General features: G+C 39.7%; 21 protein-coding genes and 1 tRNA gene. 13 read left to right on the top strand and 9 right to left on the bottom strand.

Annotated features, from left to right (window positions below; all coding sequences use genetic code 11):
• Nucleotides 1-423 precede the first annotated feature (423 nt).
• On the bottom strand, nt 424-633 hold the full coding sequence (locus KPF51_RS05515) for a transcriptional regulator (RefSeq protein ID WP_005721729.1): 210 nt from the start codon (nt 631-633) through the stop codon (nt 424-426).
• Between the two features lie 197 nt (nt 634-830).
• On the opposite strand from KPF51_RS05515, the gene KPF51_RS05520 reads away from it, so the two are divergent.
• Complete coding sequence (locus KPF51_RS05520) at nt 831-1,520, top strand: S24 family peptidase (protein WP_211599584.1); 690 nt, start codon at nt 831-833, stop codon at nt 1,518-1,520.
• Between the two features lie 83 nt (nt 1,521-1,603).
• On the opposite strand, the gene pgi is transcribed toward KPF51_RS05520, so the two are convergent.
• Nucleotides 1,604-3,253 (bottom strand): glucose-6-phosphate isomerase, encoded by a 1,650-nt coding sequence (pgi, locus tag KPF51_RS05525; protein WP_061405965.1) that lies wholly within the window; start codon nt 3,251-3,253, stop codon nt 1,604-1,606.
• Nucleotides 3,254-3,806: 553 nt separating this feature from the next.
• Nucleotides 3,807-4,016: a hypothetical protein gene (locus KPF51_RS05530; RefSeq protein WP_061405964.1), complete on the bottom strand. Its 210-nt coding sequence runs from the start codon at nt 4,014-4,016 to the stop codon at nt 3,807-3,809.
• A 289-nt stretch (nt 4,017-4,305) separates the two neighbouring features.
• Between KPF51_RS05530 and KPF51_RS05535 the strand changes: the two genes are divergently transcribed.
• Nucleotides 4,306-6,243 carry a glycosyltransferase family A protein gene (locus tag KPF51_RS05535; protein WP_061405963.1) on the top strand — a complete coding sequence of 646 codons (1,938 nt, stop codon included), beginning with the start codon at nt 4,306-4,308 and terminating at the stop codon, nt 6,241-6,243.
• Between the two features lie 90 nt (nt 6,244-6,333).
• Here the strand turns inward: KPF51_RS05535 and alr are convergent, their stop codons facing one another.
• The 4 genes from alr to fdhD form a co-directional block, all read right to left on the bottom strand.
• Nucleotides 6,334-7,410 carry an alanine racemase gene (alr, locus tag KPF51_RS05540; RefSeq protein WP_061406427.1) on the bottom strand — a complete coding sequence of 359 codons (1,077 nt, stop codon included), beginning with the start codon at nt 7,408-7,410 and terminating at the stop codon, nt 6,334-6,336.
• A gap of 5 nt (nt 7,411-7,415) precedes the next feature.
• Nucleotides 7,416-8,819: a replicative DNA helicase gene (locus tag KPF51_RS05545; RefSeq protein WP_005726119.1), complete on the bottom strand. Its 1,404-nt coding sequence runs from the start codon at nt 8,817-8,819 to the stop codon at nt 7,416-7,418.
• 160 nt (nt 8,820-8,979) lie between these two features.
• Nucleotides 8,980-11,160, bottom strand: a complete 2,181-nt coding sequence (gene uvrD / locus KPF51_RS05550; RefSeq protein ID WP_064661111.1) for a DNA helicase II — start codon at nt 11,158-11,160, stop codon at nt 8,980-8,982.
• 160 nt (nt 11,161-11,320) lie between these two features.
• Nucleotides 11,321-12,142 (bottom strand): formate dehydrogenase accessory sulfurtransferase FdhD, encoded by an 822-nt coding sequence (gene fdhD / locus KPF51_RS05555; RefSeq protein WP_061405962.1) that lies wholly within the window; start codon nt 12,140-12,142, stop codon nt 11,321-11,323.
• Between the two features lie 242 nt (nt 12,143-12,384).
• Between fdhD and fdnG the strand changes: the two genes are divergently transcribed.
• The 4 genes from fdnG (at nt 12,385) to fdhE (ending at nt 18,068) form a co-directional block, all read left to right on the top strand.
• Nucleotides 12,385-15,450 (top strand): formate dehydrogenase-N subunit alpha, encoded by a 3,066-nt coding sequence (gene fdnG / locus KPF51_RS05560; protein WP_135938192.1) that lies wholly within the window; start codon nt 12,385-12,387, stop codon nt 15,448-15,450.
• A gap of 1 nt (nt 15,451) precedes the next feature.
• The gene (fdxH, locus tag KPF51_RS05565) at nt 15,452-16,369 is read left to right on the top strand and encodes a formate dehydrogenase subunit beta (RefSeq protein WP_005726107.1); all 918 of its coding nucleotides are present in this window, start codon (nt 15,452-15,454) and stop codon (nt 16,367-16,369) included.
• The gene (locus KPF51_RS05570; RefSeq protein WP_005721669.1) at nt 16,362-17,048 is read left to right on the top strand and encodes a formate dehydrogenase subunit gamma; all 687 of its coding nucleotides are present in this window, start codon (nt 16,362-16,364) and stop codon (nt 17,046-17,048) included. The genes fdxH and KPF51_RS05570 overlap by 8 nt, the downstream gene beginning before the upstream one ends.
• Before the next feature lie 90 nt (nt 17,049-17,138).
• Entirely contained in the window at nt 17,139-18,068 is a 930-nt protein-coding gene (fdhE, locus tag KPF51_RS05575; RefSeq protein ID WP_064661109.1) for a formate dehydrogenase accessory protein FdhE, read from the top strand.
• A gap of 301 nt (nt 18,069-18,369) precedes the next feature.
• Here fdhE and KPF51_RS05580 read toward each other — a convergent pair whose 3' ends face one another.
• Entirely contained in the window at nt 18,370-19,233 is an 864-nt protein-coding gene (locus tag KPF51_RS05580) for an ABC transporter six-transmembrane domain-containing protein (protein ID WP_061405960.1), read from the bottom strand.
• 375 nt (nt 19,234-19,608) lie between these two features.
• Here KPF51_RS05580 and KPF51_RS05585 point away from each other — a divergent pair, with 375 nt between their 5' ends.
• A complete protein-coding gene (locus tag KPF51_RS05585) occupies nt 19,609-20,478 on the top strand; it encodes a LysR family transcriptional regulator (protein WP_061405959.1) in 870 nt (289 codons plus the stop codon).
• A gap of 485 nt (nt 20,479-20,963) precedes the next feature.
• Here the strand turns inward: KPF51_RS05585 and KPF51_RS05590 are convergent.
• Nucleotides 20,964-21,053: transfer RNA gene (locus KPF51_RS05590), tRNA-Ser, on the bottom strand.
• A gap of 215 nt (nt 21,054-21,268) precedes the next feature.
• Here KPF51_RS05590 and KPF51_RS05595 point away from each other — a divergent pair.
• The 6 genes from KPF51_RS05595 to KPF51_RS05620 all read left to right on the top strand — a co-directional run bounded on the left by KPF51_RS05595 (nt 21,269) and on the right by KPF51_RS05620 (nt 25,947).
• Nucleotides 21,269-21,931 (top strand): Bax inhibitor-1 family protein, encoded by a 663-nt coding sequence (locus KPF51_RS05595; RefSeq protein ID WP_005726097.1) that lies wholly within the window; start codon nt 21,269-21,271, stop codon nt 21,929-21,931.
• A 98-nt stretch (nt 21,932-22,029) separates the two neighbouring features.
• A complete protein-coding gene (locus KPF51_RS05600; RefSeq protein ID WP_005721637.1) occupies nt 22,030-22,359 on the top strand; it encodes a TusE/DsrC/DsvC family sulfur relay protein in 330 nt (109 codons plus the stop codon).
• Between the two features lie 112 nt (nt 22,360-22,471).
• On the top strand, nt 22,472-23,353 hold the full coding sequence (locus KPF51_RS05605; RefSeq protein WP_005726096.1) for a metal ABC transporter substrate-binding protein: 882 nt from the start codon (nt 22,472-22,474) through the stop codon (nt 23,351-23,353).
• A complete protein-coding gene (locus tag KPF51_RS05610) occupies nt 23,353-24,246 on the top strand; it encodes an ATP-binding cassette domain-containing protein (protein ID WP_010906625.1) in 894 nt (297 codons plus the stop codon). The genes KPF51_RS05605 and KPF51_RS05610 overlap by 1 nt, the downstream gene beginning before the upstream one ends.
• The gene (locus KPF51_RS05615; RefSeq protein WP_005721634.1) at nt 24,246-25,115 is read left to right on the top strand and encodes a metal ABC transporter permease; all 870 of its coding nucleotides are present in this window, start codon (nt 24,246-24,248) and stop codon (nt 25,113-25,115) included. Before KPF51_RS05610 ends, KPF51_RS05615 begins: the two co-directional genes overlap by 1 nt.
• Entirely contained in the window at nt 25,108-25,947 is an 840-nt protein-coding gene (locus KPF51_RS05620) for a metal ABC transporter permease (RefSeq protein ID WP_005726094.1), read from the top strand. The genes KPF51_RS05615 and KPF51_RS05620 overlap by 8 nt, the downstream gene beginning before the upstream one ends.

Here is a 25,947-nt window from a genome sequence, read left to right on the forward strand (position 1 = left end):
AAGGCATCCTTGCTCATCGTGTCTTCCGTGCCTGTAACGAATAAATGCATGAGGGTTAACAAAACAAGTGTGTATGATAGTCTTCTTGCACTTACTTTCGTCCAAAACAGGGGGGCATGTAAAAAGAATGGGGAAATCAAATTGCGTTTAGCAAATTAATTAAAAGGATGAAATGCGTTGACTATTGGCATGAGCTGATGTTGTGTCAGGTTAATCCATTAAATACAAATCAACCTAAAACATACATTCTTTTATTTTTTCATGCGTTAAACGCAAACATCCTTATCCATGTTTTTACATAAAAAATAAATGTGATATGTCGTTTAAATGCCCTTTGCGAGCGCCAATATTTTTCTGATGAAGTGATTTCTTTTCTATCCAATTTTGAATAAAGAAAGATTCATCATGTTTTATTACAAAAATCTAATAACGTTCTGGCCATATCTCCTGAACAGGTACTCCGATAAAATCAGCGATAATTTTTTCGCCTTTCGGATACTTCCTATCTAATGCATTATTCAATGTTCTGGGGTGTAGTCCCGCTTGAACAGAAAGTTGTGCGAGTGAGCTACCTTTTTCCTTAATGGCAGCAATAATATATGCGCGGTGCATATTCTTTTTACTCTTTTTCATAATGTGATTTCCTTACTACTTGGATTAATACATTTTTTATTAGGTATGTGAGTAACTAAAAGGAACTATACAATTATTTTTAAAGGAACTCAATAGTTCTTTTTAAGAAAATTTACTTTCTATTTATAATTAAATATAAATCAATAAGTTAAACACTCACAAAAGTAAAACACATCGAGTTCCTTAGAAGGTTTTTTATGCAGAACTATCAAGAGTGGTTTTCAATAAAAGAACTCATGGAAAAAAACTTATATTTACCAGGATCAGATAAAGGTATTGTCAAAAAAGCCGCCCGAGAAGGTTGGCAAAAACGCCAAAGACAAGGCGTGAAAGGCAAAACGTTTGAATATCACTATACGTCATTCCCTATTGCGGTCCAGCAACAACTTGGATTATATCAAGCAGAACAGCCTCATTCTCAAGTGAATGAACCTTGTCGTCACTATACGACAGAAGTCAGTTCTATTGAAAATACACAAACAGAAGATCACATTCCGATCCCCTTTTACGCCTGTTTTAGTGCCTTCACGTCTTCTGCAAAAGCAAACCAACACATTACGTTAATGAAAGATTGGTTAACAGGAAGAGGCATAACAGCAGATAAACTCGTTTTTGTCAGCGCTACCGGTGACAGCATGCTACCAACCATTCATCATGGTGATTTACTTCTGATTAATCGTGAGGTGAACAGTACAAAAGAGGAAGGCATTTATGTGATACGTTCAGGTAAACAAATCTGGATTAAGCTTATTCAAGGGCTTCCCAATGGCATTCGCTTAATGAGTGACAATAAGACACTTTATCCGCCGATTGATCTCTCCTTTGAGCAATATCATGCCCTTGAGATTATCGGCAAAGTGATTTTTATTGGTCATCACTTAATTTAGTAAGGCTGTAGAAACCATACGACATGGTGCACTCACACACAAAAAAAGTGCGGTCATTTTGACCGCACTTTTTGTTCTTTCGCTTAACGCCATTGTTTATATTGGTTAATTAAGCCATTAGTTGAACTGTCATGAGTTGTAATCGTTTCGCGGTTTGCTAGCTCTGGCAAAATACGATTCGCAAGTTGTTTGCCCAACTCAACGCCCCATTGGTCAAAGCTATAAATATTAAACATTACCCCTTGTACAAAAATCTTGTGTTCGTACATCGCAATGAGGGCACCTAAAGTAAATGGCGTAATTTTTTGGACCAAAATCGAGTTGGTTGGTTTATTTCCCGTAAACACTTTAAATGGCACAACCTCTTTCACCTCATCTAAAGATTTACCTGCTTTCACGAATTCCGCTTCTACTTCTTCTTTCGTTTTACCAAAAGCCAACGCTTCGGTTTGTGCAAAGAAGTTTGAAAGTAATTTTTCATGATGATCCGCTAATGGATTATGGGTTTGTGCTGGCGCGATGAAATCACAAGGAATCAAGGTAGTGCCTTGGTGAATTAATTGATAGAACGCATGTTGACCATTGGTACCAGGTTCGCCCCAAATAATCGGTCCCGTTTGGTAGTTATCGATCACTTCGCCATTACGATCAACATATTTCCCATTGGATTCCATATTGCCTTGTTGGAAATACGCTGCAAAACGGTGTAAATATTGATCATAAGGTAGAATCGCTTCGGTTTGTGCACCTAAGAAATTGGTATTCCACAAACCAATTAACGCTAATGTGGTCGGAATATTTTGCTCAATTGGAGCGGTACGGAAATGTTTATCCATTTCGTGTGCACCCGCTAAAAGCGCTTCAAAATGCTCAAAACCGATTGAAAGGGCAATAGATAAACCAATCGCTGACCATAATGAATAACGCCCCCCTACCCAATCCCAAAATTCAAACATATTATTGGTATCAATACCAAATTCAGCAACGGCTTTACTGTTTGTGGACAGTGCTGCAAAGTGTTTTGCCACATGACTTTCGTCTTTTGCCGTGGCTAAGAACCAATTACGCGCAGAATGCGCATTGGTCATAGTTTCTTGTGTGGTAAAGGTTTTTGACGCAACCAAAAATAGCGTGGTTTCTGGATTAACTTTCTTTAAGGTCTCCGCAATATGTGTACCATCTACGTTAGACACGAAATGTAGATTCAAATGATTTTTATAAGGACGTAAGGCTTCTGTTACCATATAAGGTCCTAAATCAGACCCACCAATTCCGATGTTCACCACATCTGTAATCGCTTTACCCGTATAACCCTTCCATTCACCAGAAATCACACGATGGCAAAAATCTTTCATTTTGGCTAAAACCGCATTCACTTCTGGCATCACATCTTTCCCATCAACCAACACGGGCGAATTAGAACGATTACGAAGTGCGGTATGTAATACGGCGCGATCTTCCGTTTTATTGATTTTTGCCCCACTAAACATCGCGTCCACTGCCTCAGGCAATGCACATTCTTGCGCTAACTGGCGCAATAATTCTAAGGTTTCTTTTGTCACATTGTTTTTGGAGAAGTCCACTAACACTTCATTGTTAAAAGACAAGGAATAATCCGTAAAACGATCTTTTTCTTGCGCAAAAAGTTGTTGAATTGTCACCGCACTTTGCGTTTGATGATGTTGTTGTAAGGCTTTCCACGCGTTTGTTGTTGTAGGATTGATGTTTTTCATTATTGTTTTCCTTTTTTATAATATCGAATGGGAAAATAATATACTAAATTGGCGTGTAGGTTAAGGGGCAAACTTTGAGGCAGAACAACTTTCGCTTTTATAAATTCATTAATTGCATAATATACAAAATGCATGTAATCATTTTGTTAATAAATCATCGTTTGAGATTCATTTATATTCGCGCATTCTGAATTAAATTTCCCCCTTGTAAGTCAATCCATGTTTATACGACCTAGCCAAAATCTAGCACTTTATCTGGCACAGAGGTACTCCATTCATCTTTATTGACAATAGTTTTTTTTAAATGAAAAAAGGGAAACATATTAATAAGGTGTCGCCCGGTGGGACTCGAACTTCCCCACATATCAATCCCTGCGCAATGCATTCGTTAGCAGTTGTCGAGATTTACTGCGACGGACGACGTTGGTGAACACTATACTCATCATTAAAATAGAAAACAATATAGATGAGATGACATAAATGCTTAGAAAGTAATGAAAGGCTAAATGCGCTCATTGCACGCAAAAAGTGCGGTCAATTCCTGACAGATTTTTTACGCCATTATGCCAACAACAAAACCCCAAATAGCTGTAAGTGGATAATGAAACACAAAATATAAAAATATCGCAACAAGATGTGTCATAAAACCCCAGAAGAAAACTTGACCAATTGTTGCACTATCAAAAATCGCAAAGAACAAACCGATTGCATAAGGTAACAAGACGAGAAACCAATCAAGCCGTGTTGGCTGAACGTTTTTCATCGTGAATTTCTTACTCATTAGCAAATTTATCGCTGAGAACGTCATACTTATAGCGAGAATAAAAGTAAACCATAACAATACGTTGAACAATGCTAAAACACTTAAAAATGAATTATAACGCACGCTGTGTAGGGGAATGACCTACATCGGTGTATTCTTGTTCACTTAAACTCAAAATACGTCAAATAAACTCAAAGAGATATATACATATTTAAAGAATCTGTCTATAGTGAGGTTTATAAAAATAAAAACATAAACTCATTTATTGAAATGAAGGGGAAAAAAAGAGATGACTCAAAAACAAATGACTAAAAATCCACCCCAACATGAAAAAGAAAATGAACTCAACACCTTTAAAAATAAAATTGATAGTCTAAAAACAACTTTAAACAAAGACATTATTTCTCAACAAACTTTATTGGCAAAACAGGACAGTAAACATCCGCTATCCGCATCCCTTGAAAACGAAAATAAACTTTTATTAAAACAACTCCAATTGGTTCTGCAAGAATTTGAAAAAATATATACCTATAATCAAGCATTAGAAGCAAAGCTAGAAAAAGATAAGCAAACAACATCAATAACAGATTTATATAATGAAGTCGCTAAAAGTGATTTAGGGTTAGTCAAAGAAACCAACAGCGCAAATCCATTAGTCAGTATTATCATGACATCTCACAATACAGCGCAATTTATCGAAGCTTCTATTAATTCATTATTGTTACAAACATATAAAAACATAGAAATTATTATTGTAGATGATGATAGCTCGGATAATACATTTGAAATTGCCTCGAGAATAGCGAATACAACAAGCAAAGTCAGAGTATTTAGATTAAATTCAAACCTAGGAACTTACTTTGCGAAAAATACAGGCATATTAAAATCTAAAGGTGACATTATTTTCTTTCAAGATAGTGATGATGTATGTCATCATGAAAGAATAGAAAGATGTGTAAATATATTATTAGCTAATAAAGAAACTATTGCTGTTCGTTGTGCATACTCAAGACTAGCACCAGAAACACAACATATCATTAAAGTCAATAATATGGATTATAGATTAGGTTTTATAACCTTAGGTATGCACAAAAAAGTATTTCAAGAAATTGGTTTCTTCAATTGTACGACTAAAGGCTCAGATGATGAGTTCTTTCATAGAATTGCGAAATATTATGGAAAAGAAAAAATAAAAAATTTACTCTTGCCGTTATACTACAACACAATGAGAGAAAACTCTTTATTTACTGATATGGTTGAATGGATAGACAATCATAACATAATACAGAAAATGTCTGATACCAGACAACATTATGCAACCCTGTTTCAAGCGATGCATAACGAAACTGCCTCACATGATTTCAAAAATCTTTTTCAATTCCCTCGTATTTACGATGCCTTACCAGTACCACAAGAAATGAGTAAGTTGTCCAATCCTAAGATTCCTGTTTATATCAATATTTGTTCTATTCCCTCAAGAATAGCGCAATTACAACGTATTATCGGCATACTAAAAAATCAATGTGATCATTTTCATATTTATCTTGATGGCTATGTAGAAATCCCTGACTTCATAAAAAATTTAGGTAATAAAGCAACCGTTGTTCATTGCAAAGATAAAGATAACTCCATTAGAGATAATGGCAAATTCATTTTACTGGAAGAGTTGATTGAAAAAAATCAAGATGGATATTATATAACCTGTGATGACGACATTATCTATCCGAGCGATTACATCAATACGATGATCAAAAAGCTGAATGAATACGATGATAAAGCGGTTATTGGTTTACACGGCATTCTCTTTCCAAGTAGAATGACCAAATATTTTTCGGCGGATAGACTGGTATATAGCTTCTATAAACCTCTGGAAAAAGACAAAGCGGTCAATGTATTAGGTACAGGAACTGTTAGCTTTAGAGTCAGTCTCTTTAATCAATTTTCTCTTTCTGACTTTACCCATTCAGGCATGGCTGATATCTATTTCTCTCTCTTGTGTAAGAAAAATAATATTCTTCAGATTTGTATTTCAAGACCAGCAAACTGGCTAACGGAAGATAATAGAGACAGCGAAACACTCTATCATCAATATCGAGACAATGATGAGCAACAAACTCAGCTGATCATGGAAAACGGTCCATGGGGATATTCAAGTATTTATCCATTAGTCAAAAATCATCCTAAATTTACTGACCTTATCCCCTGTTTACCTTTTTATTTTTTATAATGATTCGTCAGATTAGCTCTGATTTTATAAATAATACTAAAAAGACAAAAAGTGCGGTAAATTCTACCGCACTTTTTCATCGCTAATTAATTAATCAATATATTCCGTTAAAACACGTGGCGTTAATTTTGTGATCAATTCATAACTAATCACGCCACTAATATCCGCGATTTCTTCAATGGGCAATTCTTTGCCCCAAAGAATGACTTCATCGCCAACTTTGTCTTGTGCTTCTGCACCGAGATCGACTGTCAACATATCCATCGAGACACGTCCCACAATGGGCACACGACGACCATTGAGGTAAACCGGTGTGCCTGTTGGTATGTCACGCGGATAACCATCGCCATAACCAATGGCAACCACACCAATTTTCGTGTCTTTATCACTGACCCAAATCCCGCCATATCCTACTGGCTCCCCTTTTTTATGCTGTTTAATTGCAATAAGAGAGGAGGTTAAGGTCATCACAGGGGTTAAATCATATTCTTGTGCCGGTACATTAATCGGTGAAATCCCATACATAATAATGCCCGGACGAATCCAGTCTAAATGGGAATTTTCCCAAAATAAGATCCCACCTGAGGCAGCAATACTTTTTTCGCCCGCTTTATTTTGCGTAGCATTTAAAAAACGTGTCAATTGTAACTTGGTATAGTCACATTCCAATTCATCCGCGCGACTAAAATGGCTGACAAAACCAATCTGTGGTTCAACATTCTCTGAATCGCGGAGCGCTTGGTAAAAATACTCAACGTCTTCTAGTGCTACCCCTAAACGGTGCATACCAGTATCAATTTTTAGCCAGACTTTAATCGGATTAGGAACTTTAGCTGCTTTTAACGCTTCCAATTGTTCGACGTTATGCACCACAGTTTGAATATTATTTATCGCAATCACCGGTAAATCTTTATCGCAAAAAAAACCTTCTAAGAGCAAAATAGGTTTCGTAATCCCATTTGAGCGTAAACTTAAGGCTTCTTCTAAACGGGCGACGCCAAAACAATCGACCAACTCTTCTACGGCAGCGGACACAAACACAACACCATGACCATAGGCGTTGGCTTTCACAACAGCAATAATTTTACTTTGCGGGGCTTTTTGTTTAATCGTTTGAATGTTGTGTTTTAATGCCACAGAACTGATTTTTGCTGTGGCAGGTTTCATATTCATTAATAATCGTCTCTTATATCTCGTTGTTCGGCTAAGTTATCAAAGCGTGAGAATTGTCCTCTAAACGCCAATCTCACGCGTCCAATCGGACCATTACGCTGTTTGCCAATAATAATTTCTGCCACGCCTTTATCTTCCGAGTTTTCGTTATACACTTCATCACGATAAATAAACATAATTAAGTCCGCATCTTGTTCAATGGAACCAGATTCACGCAAATCAGAATTCACTGGACGTTTATCAGCACGATTTTCAAGGGTACGGTTTAACTGGGATAAGGCAATCACTGGCACTTCTAATTCTTTTGCTAAGGCTTTTAGTGAACGCGAAATTTCAGCAATCTCTAAGGTACGGTTATCGGCAAATCCCGGTGCCCGCATTAATTGCAAATAGTCCACCATAATCAAACTTAAGCCGCCGTTTTCACGATATACTCGTCTTGCACGTGAACGTAATTCCGTTGGGGTTAAGCCGGATGAATCATCAATATATAAGTTGGGCTTATTAGCGAACAGCCCCATTGTACTCCCAATCTTCGACCAGTCACTTTGATCTAACCCTTGTCCAGTACGAATTTTGGTTTGATCCACACGCGATAATGAAGCAAGAGAACGCATCATAATTTGTTCTGCTGGCATCTCTAAACTGAACACTAAAACCGGTTTATCACTTTTGAGTGCTGCATTTTCACATAAATTCATTGCAAAAGTCGTTTTACCCATTGAAGGACGGGCTGCCACAATGATGAGATCGGAAGGCTGTAAACCGGCGGTTTTCTTATCGAGCGCATCAAAACCGGTACTGACACCTGTGATACCATTATGCCCTTCGGTTTTACTCAATAATTCAATACGATCAATGGTTTTTTCTAAAATCGCACAGATATTTTGTGGTCCTTCGTTTGAAGTGGTGCGTTTCTCCGAAATGGCAAAGACTTTTCGTTCTGCCTCATCCAGAATATCTTTCACCTCCATCCCTTTTGTCGTGTAACAGCTTTGCGCCACATCATTACTGACACTAATCAAATCACGCAAAATAGCACGATCACGCACGATAGCGGCATACGAAACAATATTGGATACACTTGGTGTATTTTTGGATAATTCAGCTAAATAGGCAAAGCCACCAACATCTTCACTGAGATTCTTTTCACGTAAAAATTCGTAGAGGTTGATCAGATCAATTGGCTTGCCTTGACGGAGTAAATTTTCCATTTCTTGGAAAATGACACGATGGGCAGCTAAATAGAAATCATCGGCAATGAGCATGTCACTAATGCTATCCCAATGAGCTGGGTGAATCAAAATACCGCCTAAAACAGACTGCTCCGCTTCTAAAGAATGTGGCGGAACAATGCCTTGTTCAAGAGGTTTACTTGGAATTTGGGCGTTCTTTTTTGCCATAAGAATGGGTCTATACGTAAATTCAAAAATTAGCCTATATGATATACCAATTCTTCTTTTAATTTAAGCGCGAATTCTGTCAAAAATAAAGGGATAAAAATCGCCCCATGTAAAAAACGCAGGCTATCTAGCGTACTTCCACACGAGGTTGTACATCCCTTTAACGAATTTTTTCTAATTTGGCTAAATGGGCAATCAGCCATTTAATCCCTTGATTTTGGAATGCAATTTGTAAGCGAGTATTATTCTCCGCCCCTTCCACATTAATGATCGTACCTTGCCCAAATTTGCTATGTAGCACTTTTTGCCCCATTTTCCATTCACTTTCCTGTAAACTCGGTGCAACCGATCCGACTTTCTGCTGATTCATGGCACGTGTCACCGTACCACGTAAGCGAATTTCTTGAATACATTCCGTAGGTAATTCAGCAATAAAACGGGAAGGAAGATGACGTTCTTCTTTGGCATATAGACGGCGACTTTCCGCATAGCAAATCGTCAACTTTTGTTTTGCGCGCGTGATCCCAACATAAGCTAAGCGACGCTCTTCTTCTAAACGCCCCGGTTCTTCAAAAGATCGGAAACTTGGAAATAGCCCTTCTTCAACCCCCACCATAAATACCCGAGGGAATTCCAATCCCTTTGCAGAGTGCAATGTCATCATTTCAACATAGTCTTGATGTGGAGAAGCTTGTTCCTCCCCTGCTTCTAAGGAGGCATGAGTTAAAAAGGCTGTTAAATCAGATAACTGTTCTGCCTCATCTGGCTTAATAAATTCTTTTGTGGCAGTCACTAACTCTTCTAAGTTTTCGATCCGCACTTCGCCTTTTTCCCCCTTTTCCTGTTGATACATGGCATATAAACCAGAATGCTTAATCACAAAATCGGTTTGCGCAAATAAGGGCATTTCACTGGTATCCTGCTGTAAGGAATTAATCAACTCTAAAAAGCGTTGTAGTGCGGTTGCTGCTCTCGCCGTCAGTAAATTTTCATGAATGGCTAATTGGGTGGCTTGCCACAAAGTCACTTCACGTTCGCGGGTCACACTACGTAGCATATCTAACGTTCGTTCACCAATACTACGAGGTGGCGTATTGACCACGCGTTCAAACGCGGCGTCGTCTTGACGATTGGCAATAAGACGTAAATAAGCAAGGGCATCTTTAATCTCTTGACGCTCGAAGAAACGCATACCGCCATAAATACGATAAGGTAATTGAGAACGAATTAACGCCTCTTCAATCACACGGGATTGGCTATTACTGCGGTATAAAATGGCACAATCTTTTAGCTTACCGCCATTTTCTATCCATTGTTTAATTTGTGAGGAAACAAATAAGGCTTCATCTAATTCATTAAAAGCCGCATAGATTCCTACTGGCTCACCTTTTTCTCCGTCCGTCCACAAATTTTTACCAAGGCGATTGCTGTTATTGGAAATAAGCTGGTTGGCACTTGCCAAAATATTCCCCGTGGAACGATAATTTTGTTCAAGACGGATGGTTTGCGCATTGGAAAAATCATCTAAAAAGCGTTGGATATTTTCAATTTTTGCCCCGCGCCAACCATAAATCGATTGATCGTCATCTCCCACGATCATCACCTTGCCTTGTTCCCCCGCAAGCAATTTTACCCAAGCATATTGGATCTTATTAGTATCTTGGAACTCATCGACCAAAATGTGCTGAAAACGTTGTTGATAACGCTGTAAAATCACAGGCTTTTTCAGCCATAATTCGTATGCACGTAATAACAATTCCGCAAAATCCACTAAACCAGCACGATCACAAGTATCTTGATAAATCTGATAAATTTTTATCCATTCCCGCTCATGTCGATCATTATTGTCATCAATTTGGTGCGCTCTTAACCCGTCATCTTTTTTATTATTGATATACCAGCAGACTTGTTTAGGAATAAAAATTTTCTCATCAAAATTATGTAATTTAAGTAAGCGCTTCACCAAACGCAATTGATCGTCAGAATCGAGGATTTGGAAATCTTGTGGCAAGTTCGCATCAAGATGATGGGCGCGCAATAAGCGGTGGGCAATGCTGTGGAACGTGCCCACCCACATACCAAATAAACGTTGAGAAGCATGATTAGCTAAGGTGCTTTCGATACGATGACGCATTTCAGCCGCGGCTTTATTGGTGAAGGTTACTGCCATGATACTCCCTTCCGAAACCTGTTCCACTGCAATTAACCAAGCAATACGATGTGTTAACACACGTGTTTTACCACTCCCTGCCCCCGCCAATACCAAGTAATTGCCGAGTGGCGCGGCAACCGCATCACGTTGTTTATCATTTAACCCATCTAATAATGCTGAAATATCCATTCTGTCATCTGCCTTCTGTTTTCATCTCAGTTCAGGAATGCTATGTTTTTGTCGCTTAGCAGCCGTCATAAAAGCAACAAGGCAGACTATGCCTACCTTGCTTACGCGATTTAGACCCACCAAACTGTTTTTTTATACAGTGGGATTATAGAGAAAATTCTCAAAAAAACAACCGCTCTTTTCCTGTATAGATTGTTGCTCTGCCTTCTCGCGCAAAGCCAACTAAGGTTAATTGGTATTGTTCTGCCATGTTCACTGCGAGTTCAGTCGCTGCAGAAATGGCAATTAGCATTTCAATGCCACAGGCTGCTGTTTTTTGCACCATTTCATAACTAGCTCGACTGGTCACCAATACAAACCCTTTTGTGGCAGGCTGTTTCGCATGCCAACCTAATAATTTATCTAATGCCACATGACGCCCGACATCTTCACGTAGGCACAGCAAATTTCCTGCGAGATCAAAAAAACCCGCGGCATGCGTTGAACCGGTTTGTTGCCCTAATACTTGTGCTTGTTGCAGTTGAATTAAGCAAGCATCTAGGCGCTTTAAATCAAACTGGATAGTGCGTTCTAACGGAGGTAAATTTTTGTGCACCTGCTGTAATTGCTCAGTACCACAAATACCGCAACCAGTCCGCCCCGCTAATGTACGTCGTTGTGCTTTGAGGCGCACAAAACAACGGGTGGCAAGTTCAATTTGAACTTCAATCCCCTGGCAGGCAGGAACCACATCAATACCATAAATATCACTTGGCTTATCAATAATACCTTCTGCCAACGAAAATCCCATGGCAAAATCCGCTAAATTTTCCGGTGAACACATCATCACCGTATGAGAAATCCCATTATAAACAAGGGCAACAGGAACCTCTGTTGCAAGATTTTCTTGTTTTGCTTCATAAGTTATTGTTTTGTTTTTTATTTGTTGCTTTTTTGTTAATTTGCAAAAAAAATCAACTGTGAATTTTGTGATCCAGTTCAAAATATTTTTCCTTATTAATGGTAATTGGTTATAGATTTACCACTAAAAAATCGGTATCCTAAAAGGTGTTTTAATTGCTGGTAATTTACTTCGTAAGACGCATATCAACAATTCAACGCTTGTGGCGATTGTAATACAATTTTAACAAGTGAAAAACAAGTCAAAATATTTAATTATCTATTTAACGTGTTTACGACTATCAAATGCTAACAAAATTTTTGTTACGCTAAGGAGTATTATCTATGCAGGTCAGTAGAAGAAAGTTCTTCAAGATCTGTGCAGGGGGAATGGCGGGGACATCTGCGGCAATGTTAGGCTTTGCGCCAACAGAAGCGTTAGCAGCGCCTCGCAATTACAAATTATTACGCGCCAAAGAAACGCGTAATACCTGTACTTATTGCGCTGTTGGTTGTGGTATGTTGTTGTACAGCTTGGGTGATGGCTCAAAAAACAGCAAAGGCAAACTCTTTCATATCGAGGGCGACCCCGATCATCCAGTTAGTCGCGGTGCCTTATGTCCAAAAGGGGCAGGTGCTTTAGACTATGTCAATAGTGACCGTCGTGTTAAATACCCTGAAGTGCGTGAAGCCGGTTCAAAAGAATGGAAACGGATTTCATGGCACGAAGCCATTGAGCGTATTGCTCGTCACATCAAAGATGACCGTGATGCTAACTTCGTTGAAAAAAATGACGCAGGTGAGCCAGTCAATCGTTGGATGACAGCAGGCTTCTTAGCGGGTTCGGCATGTAGTAACGAAACCGGTATTCTTACACAAAAATTTGTGCGTTCTCTCGGTATTATCTTTACCGACAACCAAGCGAGTATCTGACACGGACCAACGGTAGCAAGTCTTGCTCCATCATTTGGTCGCGGTGCGATGACCAACCACTGGGTTGATATTAAAAACGCAGATTTAGTGATTGTTATGGGCGGTAACGCAGCAGAAGCACACCCTGTTGGATTCCGTTGGGCGATTGAAGCCAAAAAACAAAACGGTGCCAAACTGATGGTGGTCGATCCTCGTTTTAACCGTACTGCAGCTGTCGCTGATATTTATATGCCTCTTCGTCCAGGTACGGATATTGCGTTTCTGTCTGGGGTGATTCGCTATTTGTTGAAAAACGATAAAATCCAACACGAATATGTGAAACACTATACCAATGCCACCTTCCTCGTGAATGAAAACTTCAAATTTGAAGACGGGCTATTCTCTGGTTATGACGAAGCCACACGCAAGTATGACCGCTCCACTTGGGCTTACCAATTTGATGAAAATGGTCAGCCAAAACGTGATATGGATATGCAAGATCCACGCTGTGTGATCAATATGCTACGTGAACATGTGGAACGCTATACACCAGAAATGGTAGAACGTATTACCGGCACACCACAGAAAGACTTCCAAATCTTCTGTGAAGAAATTGCTAAAACCTCTGCGCCAGATAAAGCAGCAACATTCCTTTATGCATTAGGTTGGACTCAACATACCGTTGGTTCACAAAATATTCGAACCATGGCGATGATCCAATTATTGCTCGGTAACATTGGTGTATCGGGTGGTGGTGTGAATGCATTACGTGGTCACTCAAACGTACAAGGGATTACAGATTTAGGCTTATTCCCAAATCGTTTACCTGCATATATTCCATTACCAACAGAAGCTGATAAAAGCTTACAAGCGTTCTTGGATCGTATCACACCAAAAACCATGATGAACGATCAGGTGAACTATTGGAAAAATACACCAAAATTCATGGTCAGTATGCTGAAATCCTTCTATGGTGATAAAGGTACGCAAGATAACGAATTTGGTTATCACTATTTACCAAAATTACCGAAAGGTGGTACCGACCAATTCCGTTACATCGAAGACATGTATAACGGTAAAGTGAATGGTTTCTTCTGCCAAGGGATGAACCCAGTTGCCTCTTACGCTAACTCACAAAAAATCATTAAAGCCTTAAGTAAACTAAAATATTTAGTGATTTTTGACCCATTAATCACCGATACCTCTGAATTCTGGAAAAACTACGGTGAATTTAATGATGTGAAAACCGAAGAGATTCAAACTGAAGTATTCCGTTTACCAACAACCTGCTTCGTCGAAGAAGATGGTTCCATTGCGAACTCTGGTCGTTGGCTACAATGGCACTGGAAAGGTGCGGAGCCACCGGGTGAAGCCAAAACTGACGGTGAAATTCTTTCTGAATTGCGTGCTGAGCTTATCCACCTATATAAAACAGAAGGCGGAAAAGCCCCACTTGAGCCACTAGAAGCAATGAGCTGGGATTATGCAAACCCACTTGAGCCAAAAGCGGAAGAAGTCGCAAAAGAGAATAATGGTTACGCATTAGAAGACATCAAAGATGCAGACGGCAACATTATCTTGAAAAAAGGTCAGTTATTGTCGAGCTTTGCACAAATGCGTGATGATGGTACAACATCAGGGGCTTGCTGGATTTACACGGGACAATGGACCGAAAAAGGTAACCAAATGGCAAACCGTGATAACGCTGATCCATCGAACTTAGGAAATACGCTAGGTTGGGCATTTGCTTGGCCATTAAACCGCCGTATTCTTTATAACCGTGCAGGTGCAGACTTAGCCGGTAATCCATTTAACCCGAAACGTCAGTTGATCAAATGGAACGGTAAAAACTGGAACTATGTGGATGTTGCCGACTACGGTACTGCCCCACCTAATAGCCCGGTTATGCCATTTATCATGCAACCAGAAGGGGTAAGTGGTTTGTTCGTACGTGAACGTATGGCTGATGGTCCATTCCCAGAACACTATGAACCAATGGAAACACCAATTGGTACTAACCCACTTCATCCAAATGTGGTATCAAGTCCAGTTGCACGGATTTTAGCCAGCGATAAAGAAGATCTGGGAACAAGTGCGGATTTCCCATATGTGGGTACGACTTACCGTTTAACCGAACACTTCCATTATTGGACGAAAAACGTATTACTGAACGTGATTGCACAACCAGAACAATTTGTTGAGATTGGTGAAGCCTTGGCGGCTGAAAAAGGCATTAAACATGGCGATATCGTGAAAGTCAGCTCAAAACGCGGTTATATTAAAGCCGTTGCTGTGGTGACCAAACGTATCCGTGCTTTAGTGTCTGACGGCAAGCCAATTCATACCGTCGGAATTCCTATTCACTGGGGCTTTGCCGCAACGACTGGTGCGAAAAAAGGTTTCTTCGCCAACAACTTAACCGTTCGTACTGGTGATGCGAATACACAAACACCAGAATCTAAATGTATGTTAGTCAATATTGAGAAAGTGGGGGCGTAAAATGGGTGTAGTACAATCTCAAAACATTATTAAAGCCTCTGCAACATCAAGCTTAACGCCACCACCACAAGCGCGTGAGCATCAAGTTGAAGTGGCAAAACTGATCGATGTCACCACCTGTATCGGCTGTAAAGCCTGTCAGGTGGGGTGTTCAGAGTGGAACGATATCCGTGCTGAGCCTGAAGCCTGTGTCGGTGTTTACGATAACCCGACCGATTTAAATGCCAAAGCTTGGACGGTGATGAAATTCAACGAAGTGGAAGAAAACGACCGCTTAGAATGGCTAATCCGTAAAGATGGTTGTATGCATTGTGCCGAACCGGGTTGTTTAAAATCCTGTCCAGCACCAGGTGCCATTATCCAGTATGCGAATGGTATTGTGGATTTCCAATCGGATAAATGTATCGGCTGTGGCTATTGCATTGCGGGTTGTCCATTTAACGTACCACGCATGAATCCAGACGATAATCGTGTCTATAAATGTACACTTTGTGTGGACCGTGTCACCGTGGGTCAAGAACCCGCTTGTGTGAAAACCTGCCCAACCGGTGCGATTCGTTTTGGTAGCAAAGAAGAGATGAAAATTTATGCAGAGCAACGCATTGCTGACTTAAAATCTCGTGGCTATGAAAACGCTGGACTTTACGATCCGGAAGGTGTGGGTGGCACACACGTCATGTATGTGTTACATCATGCAGATAAACCAGAACTTTATTCTGGTCTGCCGAAAGATCCATCAATTGATCTCAGCATCAAAGTTTGGAAAGATGTGTTAAAACCAGTGGCAGCGGTTGCAATGGGCGGTATTATCCTCAGTGAAATTGCTCACTACATCACCATCGGTCCAAATACCGAAGAATTCGATGAACACGAGGAGCACGAAGAGCACGAAGAGCATACAGGAGGCAATCATGAGTAAGATTCAGATCAGTAACGATCGTAAAATCGTACGCCATAAATTGCCAGCTCGCCTTAGCCATTGGTTACTGGTTATCTGTTTCTTTATTACTGGTTTATCGGGGCTGGCATTCTTCTTCCCGGATTTTTCCTGGTTAACGGAAATTCTAGGTACACCGCAACTGGCACGTTTTGTACACCCATTTACGGGAATTGTCATGTTTGTCGCGTTCCTGAATCTTTGCCGTATTTACTGGCGTCACAACTTCCCTGAGAAAAACGACTGGGTTTGGCTCAAAAATATTGGTGAAGTATTAAAAGGCAACGAGCATGCGGTTTCTGATAATGGCAAATATAACCTTGGTCAGAAAATGTTGTTCTGGACCTTGATTCTTGCCATGATCACCTTACTTGTAACCGGCATTATTATGTGGCGTCAATATTTCTCCCATAATTTCTCAATCCCGGTTATCCGTATTGCGATCTTGTTACATTCTACCAGTGCCTTCTTGTTATTCACTGGTATTATGGTACACATCTATATGGCATTCTGGGTCAAAGGGTCTATTCGTGGTATGGTCGAAGGCTGGGTGACGGTTCGCTGGGCGAAAAAACACCACCCTCGTTGGTATCGTGAAGAAGTCCTACCTGAACTAGAAAAAGAAGAATTGGCAAAACAACAAAACCAAAGCCAACCATAAACACGACTCTGTGAATAAAAGTGCGGTCAAATTTTCAGAAATTTTTCTAAAAGCGACCGCACTTTATTTATTCAAAAATAAGGAAACATGATGAGTATCCGAATTCTTCCCGACTCTGAAATTAAAGCGGCAGCCAGTTCATTTCATGCACCGGCACTCCTGTTTGCAAACCCGAAAAATCTCTATCAACGTCGTATTGCACGTTTCACTTCGCTTTCAAATGCACATCCATTGGAAGACTATCTTCACTTTGCAAGCCAAGTTGCCGAAGCGCAATTAGCTGTCTTGCAACAACAACCAATTGCGCAAGACCCGCGTTTAAGCGCAGAAAAACTCTCTGCCGAAGATCTTGCTAAACAACCACTTAACACTCAACGCTGGCAGCGCGATCCTGTTTGGCAAACCTTATTAATGGCAATTTTGGCGGAAATGAAACCCAAAGCCAATGAGACGATTCTCAATACGATTGAAACCTTAGAGAAATACTCAAAAGCGGAACGAGATAGCATCGCGGATAAACTCTTAGCTCAAGAATTTGAGCAAATTAGCAGTGATCAAGCTGTTTTCATTTGGGCGGCACTTTCCCTTTACTGGCTTCAATTAGTACAACAAATTCCACATTCAAGTCATAAAGAAAGCGGAGAAAACCTTCATGTTTGCCCAATTTGTGCCTCTGCACCTGTCACTAGCGTGATTCATTTTGGCGCTGAACAAGGCTTACGTTACTTACATTGTGCCTTGTGTGAAACTGAGTGGAATATGGTTCGTTCAAAATGTACAAATTGTGACCAAACGGGTAAATTAGATTATTGGTCTCTTGATTCTGAAATGGCGGCAGTGAAAGCAGAAAGTTGCGGTGATTGTCATAGCTACTTAAAAGCACTATACCAAGAACGTGATCCTAAAGTAGAAGCCGTAGCCGATGATCTTGCTAGTATTTTCCTAGATGTGGAAATGGAAGAAAAAGGCTTACAACGCAGTGGCTTAAATCCTTTCCTCTTCCCAAACTCAGAAGCCTAATCTTAATCTATAAACAAAAGCAAGGTTATCCTTGCTTTTGTTATTTGTCTCATTCAAATTGGCTAAAAAATCTCCTATGTTAAATAGCATATATTATTAGCGACAATAAAAAACTTTATAAATCATATTATTAGATAATACTTATCATCTTACTTCTTCCACTGGCTTTAGTATCACGCTGGCAAAAACTGTCTTTTATAAATCATCCGACATGATACGAATTGGCATCTCATTCAAATCATCTTGCAGGGTGAAATAACGGATAATATATTGTGCTGATTTTGTCACATACCTGCATTATTTAGCTTCCTCTTTTTTCTTCAATTTTGACCCGCTTACCAATATCTTTAATCTGCGAGAATTGCTCTAATAAGCGTGGGATATCGTCCAAACTCATAGCAAACGTCCACAGATAGCTGATGACTGCATAAATATGACCCGCACTGACTTCATGTGTGAAAGTCAAAATCGTCATAGTGACACCAAACAAGATAGCCATCGCAATACCAACTAGCAAATAGCTGAGCGCTTCTCGGTTGGAAATAATGATCCGCAAACGCGAAATAAAATCGTAATGGCGTGTCAAATGCGGTGTATGCGAACGCTCGATCATCTTCACATCGTTTTCCAAGTGGTTATTGAGCTTAAAATAAAGCCGGTCGTTAGTGTGAGTGTAACGTGGTGCCAATAAGGCAAAAAACAACAGAATCACGAGTGCCGTTAAACCTGACCAAAATTCGATAACCAGTAACATCAATACAGCCCCAGCAATAGAAATCACTGAAGTAATTAACACCGGCAAATGTTGCTCGAAGAAATCGACAAACTCACGCGACAATGCTACTCGAGCAGATACGGTTGAGGTAAGCTCGCCTTGTTGTCGCTGTTGTACAATGAGCGGGACTACTATCGCTGCATAAATACGAGTAAAGGTTCGGGTATCCACAGCACGGCGTGCAGACCCGATCAGCCACATCACCAACACCACAGCGGAATACGTCAAGGCTTGGGACAAATTACCCGCCACCACACCATTGATGGCAAACCCCCCGAAAATCGGGTAAGTCATCAGCATTAGATTTTCTAGCAACACAAGGGTAAATGTGCCAATAAGCTGTTTCTTATGTTGTATGCCAATATGTTTTAAATTATGAATTGCACTCATTTAGTAAAATTTCCTTACAATAAAATTATTGCTTTATCTGTTGTAATGCTGTCAAACACCACTCAACATTGGAAGCCAACCCCTATCGTCGTGGGTGCTTTAGACGCTTGAACGTTGATTACTTGTAATACAAAAAACGCGTCCATTTCTATGTGTAAACTTCCTCATCACCATTTTAAACTACAGCATTCATACTCAATGTTAGAGTATGGTGCGCTTGCTAATGATCTGGAATAAAACCTCTGCATTAGGCTGCTCTCCTTAAAATGAAGCGTATTGTAAAAAGAAAATATTGCTATGAAAAATCAATGGCTATCTATTTTTCAGATAGCAAAGATTAAAATCAAACGATAAAATAGATAAAAAGGAGGAGATATGTATAATTTGGAACAACTCAAAGCTTTTGTCGCAGTATGTGAAAATGGCTCGATATCAGCAGCCGCCCGCAAGTTAGGTAAGGCACAATCAGCAGTTAGTAGTGCTGTGGCAAATTTAGAAATCGCGCTCAATCAAACCTTGTTTGATCGTAGCAAAAACGCAGCCCATCTTACGTCTAATGGCGCTGCTTTACTGCCTATGGTAAAACATGTCTTACAGCAAATACACTATTTCGAACAAAAAGCGACCGCTCTTTCTGAACCTCAGGAATATCGGTTGAGTATTGCTTTTGAAGACACTTTGTGGGATGAACAACTCACAAAGATCTTTGTTAAATTGCACCAACGCTTTCCACATACCCAGTTGGATTTACAACTTTCCACCGCGGCTGAAATTCGCTCAAAAATAGAACAAGGTGAACTGAATATCGGTATCCTCTACCAAAATCAAGTACAATCTGATCTTCCTGTGCAGTTGCTCGGTCAACAGCGTTTTGTTGCTGCAGCGGCCCCCTCTCACCCATTATCTCAACTTACTGAGGTAAACAATGCCGATTTAGCACACTTCGTCCAGCTCATCCACCGCAACACTGACATTACACCGATTTCTCCACAATATTGGCAAGTCAATAGTTATTACTTGATGATGGACTTAGTGAATCAAGGGATCGGGTGGGCTATTATGCCAGAGCAGCTCTTAGTAGATGAGTTTCTTGGCTCACAACTTAACAGGTTACCATTAACTGCGTTACTCCACCCCAAACCTCTAGACATTACTGCTATGACTGCATTTAATCATTATCATGGCAAAGTTACGCAATTTGTACTGGCAGAACTTAAAGAGGTATTTCATACGCAAAGAAGTTAAAAATATCCAAACCAAATATAACAATGAGGAGGAGGTTGTGAGGGCAAACAAAGAAGGCGTAGAAAATGTTGTTACTAACGTAAACTCATTACTACCTTGCTAATATACGTATACGCAATCAAGAAAAGCAAGCCAAGCTAAATGCACTGACCTTGATAAAAGCAAAGAACAAAAAAGTCATCGTGTTAGCACCTGATATGATGAATTACATCACTCGTAAACAAGTGAAGATACTCAACGTGGCACCCTACTTATTGTATAAACGCATTAGGCAGTTGGGAGACAAAGGAAATAGTTCAAAAATACACACACTTGAATGCTAAGCATTGATTGAATTACATAAATCAAGTCAACTTTCGTCACACACATTCTTGGATTATGTCAAATGTGGTAGCAAGTAATAATAGTAACAGTGGATTTTTAGCAAATAAAAAACCGTAAGTTACTGATTTTACATATCCTTAACTTACGGCTACGACATTCTATGGCGGAGGAAGTGAGATTCGAACTCACGGAGGGCGTAAACCCTCGCCGGTTTTCAAGACCGCTGCCTTCAACCACTCGACCATTCCTCCGTGATGTAGACCAGTGCACTATAATATAGTTAATGAATTGAGTAAATGAAAAAATACCGACCTAGTTCACAAATGCTGAGATTTCAGTCATATTGCATTTTATTTATTCAATTTTTACAAATTTGTTACGTTTTAACATTGACTTTTCAATGATGAACCAGTACTTTATCGCCATCGTTTTATCTTTATTCCATTGCTAAAGGAGCCTTCATACCATGGAATCTCGCATTGTTCTAGATAGCAGAGAAACATCTCTACTTAACACCCACAAAGTGTTACGCAATACTTATTTCTTATTAGGTTTAACCCTCGCTTTTTCAGCAGTGGTCGCTTACATCTCAATGAGCCTAAACTTACCACGCCCAGGTCTCATTTTGATGCTAGCAGGCTTCTACGGTTTATTATTTTTAACTTATAAATTATCCAACAGTGGTTTAGGGATTCTTTCTACGTTCGCATTTACCGGCTTTTTAGGCTATACATTAGGACCAATTTTAAATGTCTATGTCAGTCACGGTGCAGGTGATATTGTCGTCTTAGCCCTTGCCGGCACAGCGGCAGTGTTCTTTGCTTGTTCAGCTTATGTGTTAACGACAAAGAAAGACATGTCTTTCCTTTCTGGTACCATTTTCGCTTTATTCATTGTCCTTTTACTCGGTATGGTTGCCAGTTTCTTCTTCCAATCACCAATGCTTTACATTGCTATCAGTGGTTTATTCGTCGTGTTCTCTACTTTGGGTATTCTCTACGAAACCAGCAATATTATTCATGGCGGAGAAACCAACTATATTCGTGCAACAGTCAGTATTTTCGTATCACTGTATAACTTATTTATTAGCTTACTCAATATCTTCTCGATTTTATCCAATGAAGATTAATCTAAAATACGAATCCATTTAATAGATAAATTAAGCGCCCCATTTTTGGGGCGTTTTGCTATAATGACGCCGTAAAAATAAGGTCAATTGAGAAAAAGATGATAGAAGTCAATCAACAACAAATTGAAACCGATGCGCATGGTTATTTACTCGACTTAACACAATGGGACGAAGATGTCGCGCGTGCTATCGCCCAACAAGAAAATATCGACTTAACGGATGCCCATTGGGAAGTGATTTATTTTGTCCGTGCATTTTATCAAGAATATAAAACCTCACCAGCCATTCGTATGCTAGTCAAAGCCATGGCTCAGAAGCTGGGGGAAGACAAAGGCAACAGTCGTTATTTACAACGTTTATTTCCAGACGGACCGGCAAAACAAGCGACAAAACTAGCTGGCTTACCTAAACCAGCAAAATGTTTATAAATCAAAAAGTTAAATTTTTAAATTTGAGAATCATTTTTATTTACAAAGTTATTTTTTAAGCATAGAATAGCGAGGCGACTTTATTAACCAACAACATTAAGGAGAAAATGATATGCGTCGCTTAACTGTTATTTTAAGTGCAATTATGTTAGGTATTTTTACATCGCCTGCGTTTGCAAAATTCAAAGTTGTCACTACGTTTACTGTGATTCAAGATATTGCTCAAAATGTTGCTGGTGATGCAGCCATTGTTGAGTCAATTACCAAACCGGGTGCGGAAATTCATGATTATGAACCGACACCAAAAGATATCGTCAAAGCACAACATGCCGATCTCGTCTTATGGAATGGCTTAAATCTTGAGCGTTGGTTTGAAAAATTCTTCGAAAACGTGAAAGATAAACCGGCTGTCGTTGTGACAGAAGGAATCACGCCAATTTCAATTTATGAAGGTCCTTACAAAGATGCACCAAATCCACATGCTTGGATGTCAACATCAAATGCCTTAATTTATATTGAAAATATTAAAAATGCATTGGTGAAATATGATCCGAAAAATGCCGACATCTATGTCAAGAATGCGGAAAATTATGCAAATAAAATCAAACAATTAGACCAACCATTACGTGAAAAACTCGCCAAAATTCCTGAAGGTCAACGTTGGTTAGTAACCAGTGAAGGCGCCTTCAGCTACTTAGCAAAAGATTATGGCTTACAAGAAGCGTATTTATGGCCAATTAATGCGGAAGAACAAGGCACACCACAACAAGTGCGTCATGTAATTGAAACAGTACGCAAAAACAATATTCCTGTGGTGTTCAGTGAAAGTACCATTTCGGATAAACCTGCAAAACAAGTTGCCAAAGAAACGGGAGCAAAATACGGTGGTGTACTTTATGTAGATTCCTTATCTACTGCTAAAGGACCAGTACCAACCTATATCGATTTATTAAACACCACTGTTTCCACTATTGTTAAAGGATTTGAAAAATAATGCCCTCTCCTACCATTGCATCCATTTCAGTCAATGATGTCACTGTTCGTTATAACAATGGACACCTTGCAATTTATGATACGACCTTTAACTTAGAAGGCGGTACAACTTGTGCTTTGGTAGGTGTGAATGGCAGTGGAAAATCCACCATTTTCAAAAGCCTAATGGGATTGGTTAAGCCACAAAAAGGCGAAATTCAACTTTGTGGCTTGCCAATTTCAGCAGCGTTGAAACAAAATCTCGTTGCTTATGTGCCTCAATCAGAAGATGTTGACTGGCAGTTTCCCGTTTCCGTCTATGATGTTGTGATGATGGGACGCTATGGTTATATGAACTTTTTACGTATGCCAAAAGCGATTGACAAACAAAAAGTAAAAGAAGCCATGCAGCGCGTCAATATTGAACATCTTGCTGATCGCCAAATTGGTGAGTTATCTGGTGGTCAAAAAAAACGGGTGTTCTTAGCACGTGCCCTTGCCCAACAAAGTAAAATTATTCTGTTAGATGAACCCTTCACTGGCGTTGATGTAAAAACGGAAAATGCGATTATGGCATTGTTGGATCAACTACGAAGTGAAGGGCATTTAATTTTAATTTCTACCCATAACTTAGGTACTGTACCTGATTTCTGTGATCAAGTGGTGATGATTAACCGCACTGTATTAGCGGCAGGTAAAACGGAAACAACCTTTACACAACGAAATCTCGAATTAGTCTTCGGTGGGGTGTTACGTCATATTAAATTACTTGGAAAAGATATCCACGATGATGAGGATAGCCGCTCCGTTACCGTATTAAGTGATGATGAACTTCCTGCTGTCTTCTATGGTGAAACGAAAAATGATCCGCCCGCACCTATTACTAAACATCCTCAACGAAAAGGCGAACAATAATGTGGGATTTATTGCTTGAACCTTTCCAATATAATTATATGGTAAAGGCAATTCTTCTTTCCGCAGCAGTAGGCGGAATTTGTGCTTTTATGTCTTCCTATTTAATGCTAAAAGGCTGGTCTTTAATTGGTGATGCCCTCTCTCACTCTGTCGTCCCCGGTGTTGCCATTGCCTATGCCCTTTCCTTACCTTACGCACTTGGTGCCTTTTTTTCTGGTATTTTAGCCGCACTTTCGATTTTGTGGATCAAATCAATTACTAAATTACGTGAAGATGCGGTAATTGGTTTTATCTTTACCACATTCTTTGCCTTAGGGTTATTGATTATCTCGCTTAACCCAACATCAGTTAATGTGCAAGATATCATCTTGGGCAACATTTTAGGCATTGCAGATGAAGACGTAACGCAAGTCGCCATCATTATTGTCATTACATTAAGTTTACTGCTGTTATTTTGGAAAGATCTCCTCTTAGTGTTTTTTGATGAAACCCATGCGACTTCTGTTGGGCTTTCCCCCTTGCGCTATAAAGTACTGTTTTTCACTTTACTCAGTGCTTGCGTCGTGGCTGCGTTACAAACTGTCGGTGCCATTTTAGTGATTGCTATGGTGATTACCCCTGGAGCAACCGCTTATTTGCTAACCGACCGATTTGGAAAATTAGCGACGATTGCAGTAATATTAGGAACAACAACTAGCATCGTTGGGGTTTATCTAAGTTATTATCTAGATGGAGCAACAGGCGGTTTAATCGTGTGTCTGCAAACTGCAATTTTCTTGCTCGCCTTTTGTTTTTCACCGAAATATGGTGTCTTACGCCGGCAAAGTGCGGTACAAAATGGGAAAAATCAGGAGGCAAACCATGGCTGATATCATCAATTGGTTTGTTGAACCTTTCTTGTATCCTTTTATGCAAAATGCCCTCTTCACCGCACTGATCGTTGCGATTATATGTGCAGTGCTTTCCTGCTATTTAGTCTTAAAAGGTTGGTCATTAATGGGCGATGCAATTTCACATGCTGTCTTGCCGGGAATTGTCATTGCATTTATGCTTGGTTTACCACTCACTTTTGGCGCATTTGGTGCAGGCTTATTTTGTGCATTAAGCGTCGGTTATCTGAAAGAAAATAGCCGTATTAAAGAAGATACCGTAATGGGGATTGTTTTTTCTGGGATGTTTGCCTTTGGTATCGTTTTATTTACTAAAGTCGAAACAGAACAGCACCTTACCCACATTTTATTTGGTAATCTGTTGGGTGTTAGTCGTGCTGAGTTAGTGCAAACTTTTATTATTGCAACAATCATTTTTGTCATCATGATGCTTAAACGTCGTGACTTCTTGCTTTATTGTTTTGATCAAAGTCATACCCGCGTCGCAGGGCTTTCACCTCGGCTATTACACTATGGCTTACTGGTCTTACTTGCCTTAACCATTATCATGGCGATGCAAGTGGTCGGGGTGATTTTAGTGGTTGCTATGTTAATTTCACCGGGTATCACTGCATTTTTATTAAGTAAGCGTTTCGACATCATGCTCCTCATTGCAATTTGTATGTCTGTCATCACCAGTATTTTTGGGACGATTATTAGTTATCATATTGACGCAGCAACAGGACCTTGCATTATTTTATTACAAGCCATGTTCTTTACGCTCGCATTAGGATATCAAAAATTAAAATGGCACATACAAAAGCCAATTTAA

It is taken from the genome of Pasteurella sp. XG20 (assembly GCF_018968665.1).
Classification (GTDB): domain Bacteria; phylum Pseudomonadota; class Gammaproteobacteria; order Enterobacterales; family Pasteurellaceae; genus Pasteurella; species Pasteurella multocida.

Excerpts from the sequence above, each read along its gene's own strand:
- KPF51_RS05585 (WP_061405959.1), top strand. The coding sequence starts at position 19,609 with ATGTATAATTTGGAACAACTCAAAGCTTTTGTCGCAGTATGTGAAAAT.
- uvrD (WP_064661111.1), bottom strand. The coding sequence starts at position 11,160 with ATGGATATTTCAGCATTATTAGATGGGTTAAATGATAAACAACGTGAT.
- KPF51_RS05605 (WP_005726096.1), top strand. The coding sequence starts at position 22,472 with ATGCGTCGCTTAACTGTTATTTTAAGTGCAATTATGTTAGGTATTTTT.
- KPF51_RS05595 (WP_005726097.1), top strand. The coding sequence starts at position 21,269 with ATGGAATCTCGCATTGTTCTAGATAGCAGAGAAACATCTCTACTTAAC.
- KPF51_RS05520 (WP_211599584.1), top strand. The coding sequence starts at position 831 with ATGCAGAACTATCAAGAGTGGTTTTCAATAAAAGAACTCATGGAAAAA.
- alr (WP_061406427.1), bottom strand. The coding sequence starts at position 7,410 with ATGAAACCTGCCACAGCAAAAATCAGTTCTGTGGCATTAAAACACAAC.
- KPF51_RS05620 (WP_005726094.1), top strand. The coding sequence starts at position 25,108 with ATGGCTGATATCATCAATTGGTTTGTTGAACCTTTCTTGTATCCTTTT.
- KPF51_RS05535 (WP_061405963.1), top strand. The coding sequence starts at position 4,306 with ATGACTCAAAAACAAATGACTAAAAATCCACCCCAACATGAAAAAGAA.
- KPF51_RS05545 (WP_005726119.1), bottom strand. The coding sequence starts at position 8,819 with ATGGCAAAAAAGAACGCCCAAATTCCAAGTAAACCTCTTGAACAAGGC.
- KPF51_RS05610 (WP_010906625.1), top strand. The coding sequence starts at position 23,353 with ATGCCCTCTCCTACCATTGCATCCATTTCAGTCAATGATGTCACTGTT.
- fdxH (WP_005726107.1), top strand. The coding sequence starts at position 15,452 with ATGGGTGTAGTACAATCTCAAAACATTATTAAAGCCTCTGCAACATCA.
- pgi (WP_061405965.1), bottom strand. The coding sequence starts at position 3,253 with ATGAAAAACATCAATCCTACAACAACAAACGCGTGGAAAGCCTTACAA.
- KPF51_RS05580 (WP_061405960.1), bottom strand. The coding sequence starts at position 19,233 with ATGAGTGCAATTCATAATTTAAAACATATTGGCATACAACATAAGAAA.
- KPF51_RS05570 (WP_005721669.1), top strand. The coding sequence starts at position 16,362 with ATGAGTAAGATTCAGATCAGTAACGATCGTAAAATCGTACGCCATAAA.
- KPF51_RS05615 (WP_005721634.1), top strand. The coding sequence starts at position 24,246 with ATGTGGGATTTATTGCTTGAACCTTTCCAATATAATTATATGGTAAAG.
- KPF51_RS05600 (WP_005721637.1), top strand. The coding sequence starts at position 22,030 with ATGATAGAAGTCAATCAACAACAAATTGAAACCGATGCGCATGGTTAT.
- fdhE (WP_064661109.1), top strand. The coding sequence starts at position 17,139 with ATGAGTATCCGAATTCTTCCCGACTCTGAAATTAAAGCGGCAGCCAGT.
- KPF51_RS05530 (WP_061405964.1), bottom strand. The coding sequence starts at position 4,016 with ATGAAAAACGTTCAGCCAACACGGCTTGATTGGTTTCTCGTCTTGTTA.
- KPF51_RS05515 (WP_005721729.1), bottom strand. The coding sequence starts at position 633 with ATGAAAAAGAGTAAAAAGAATATGCACCGCGCATATATTATTGCTGCC.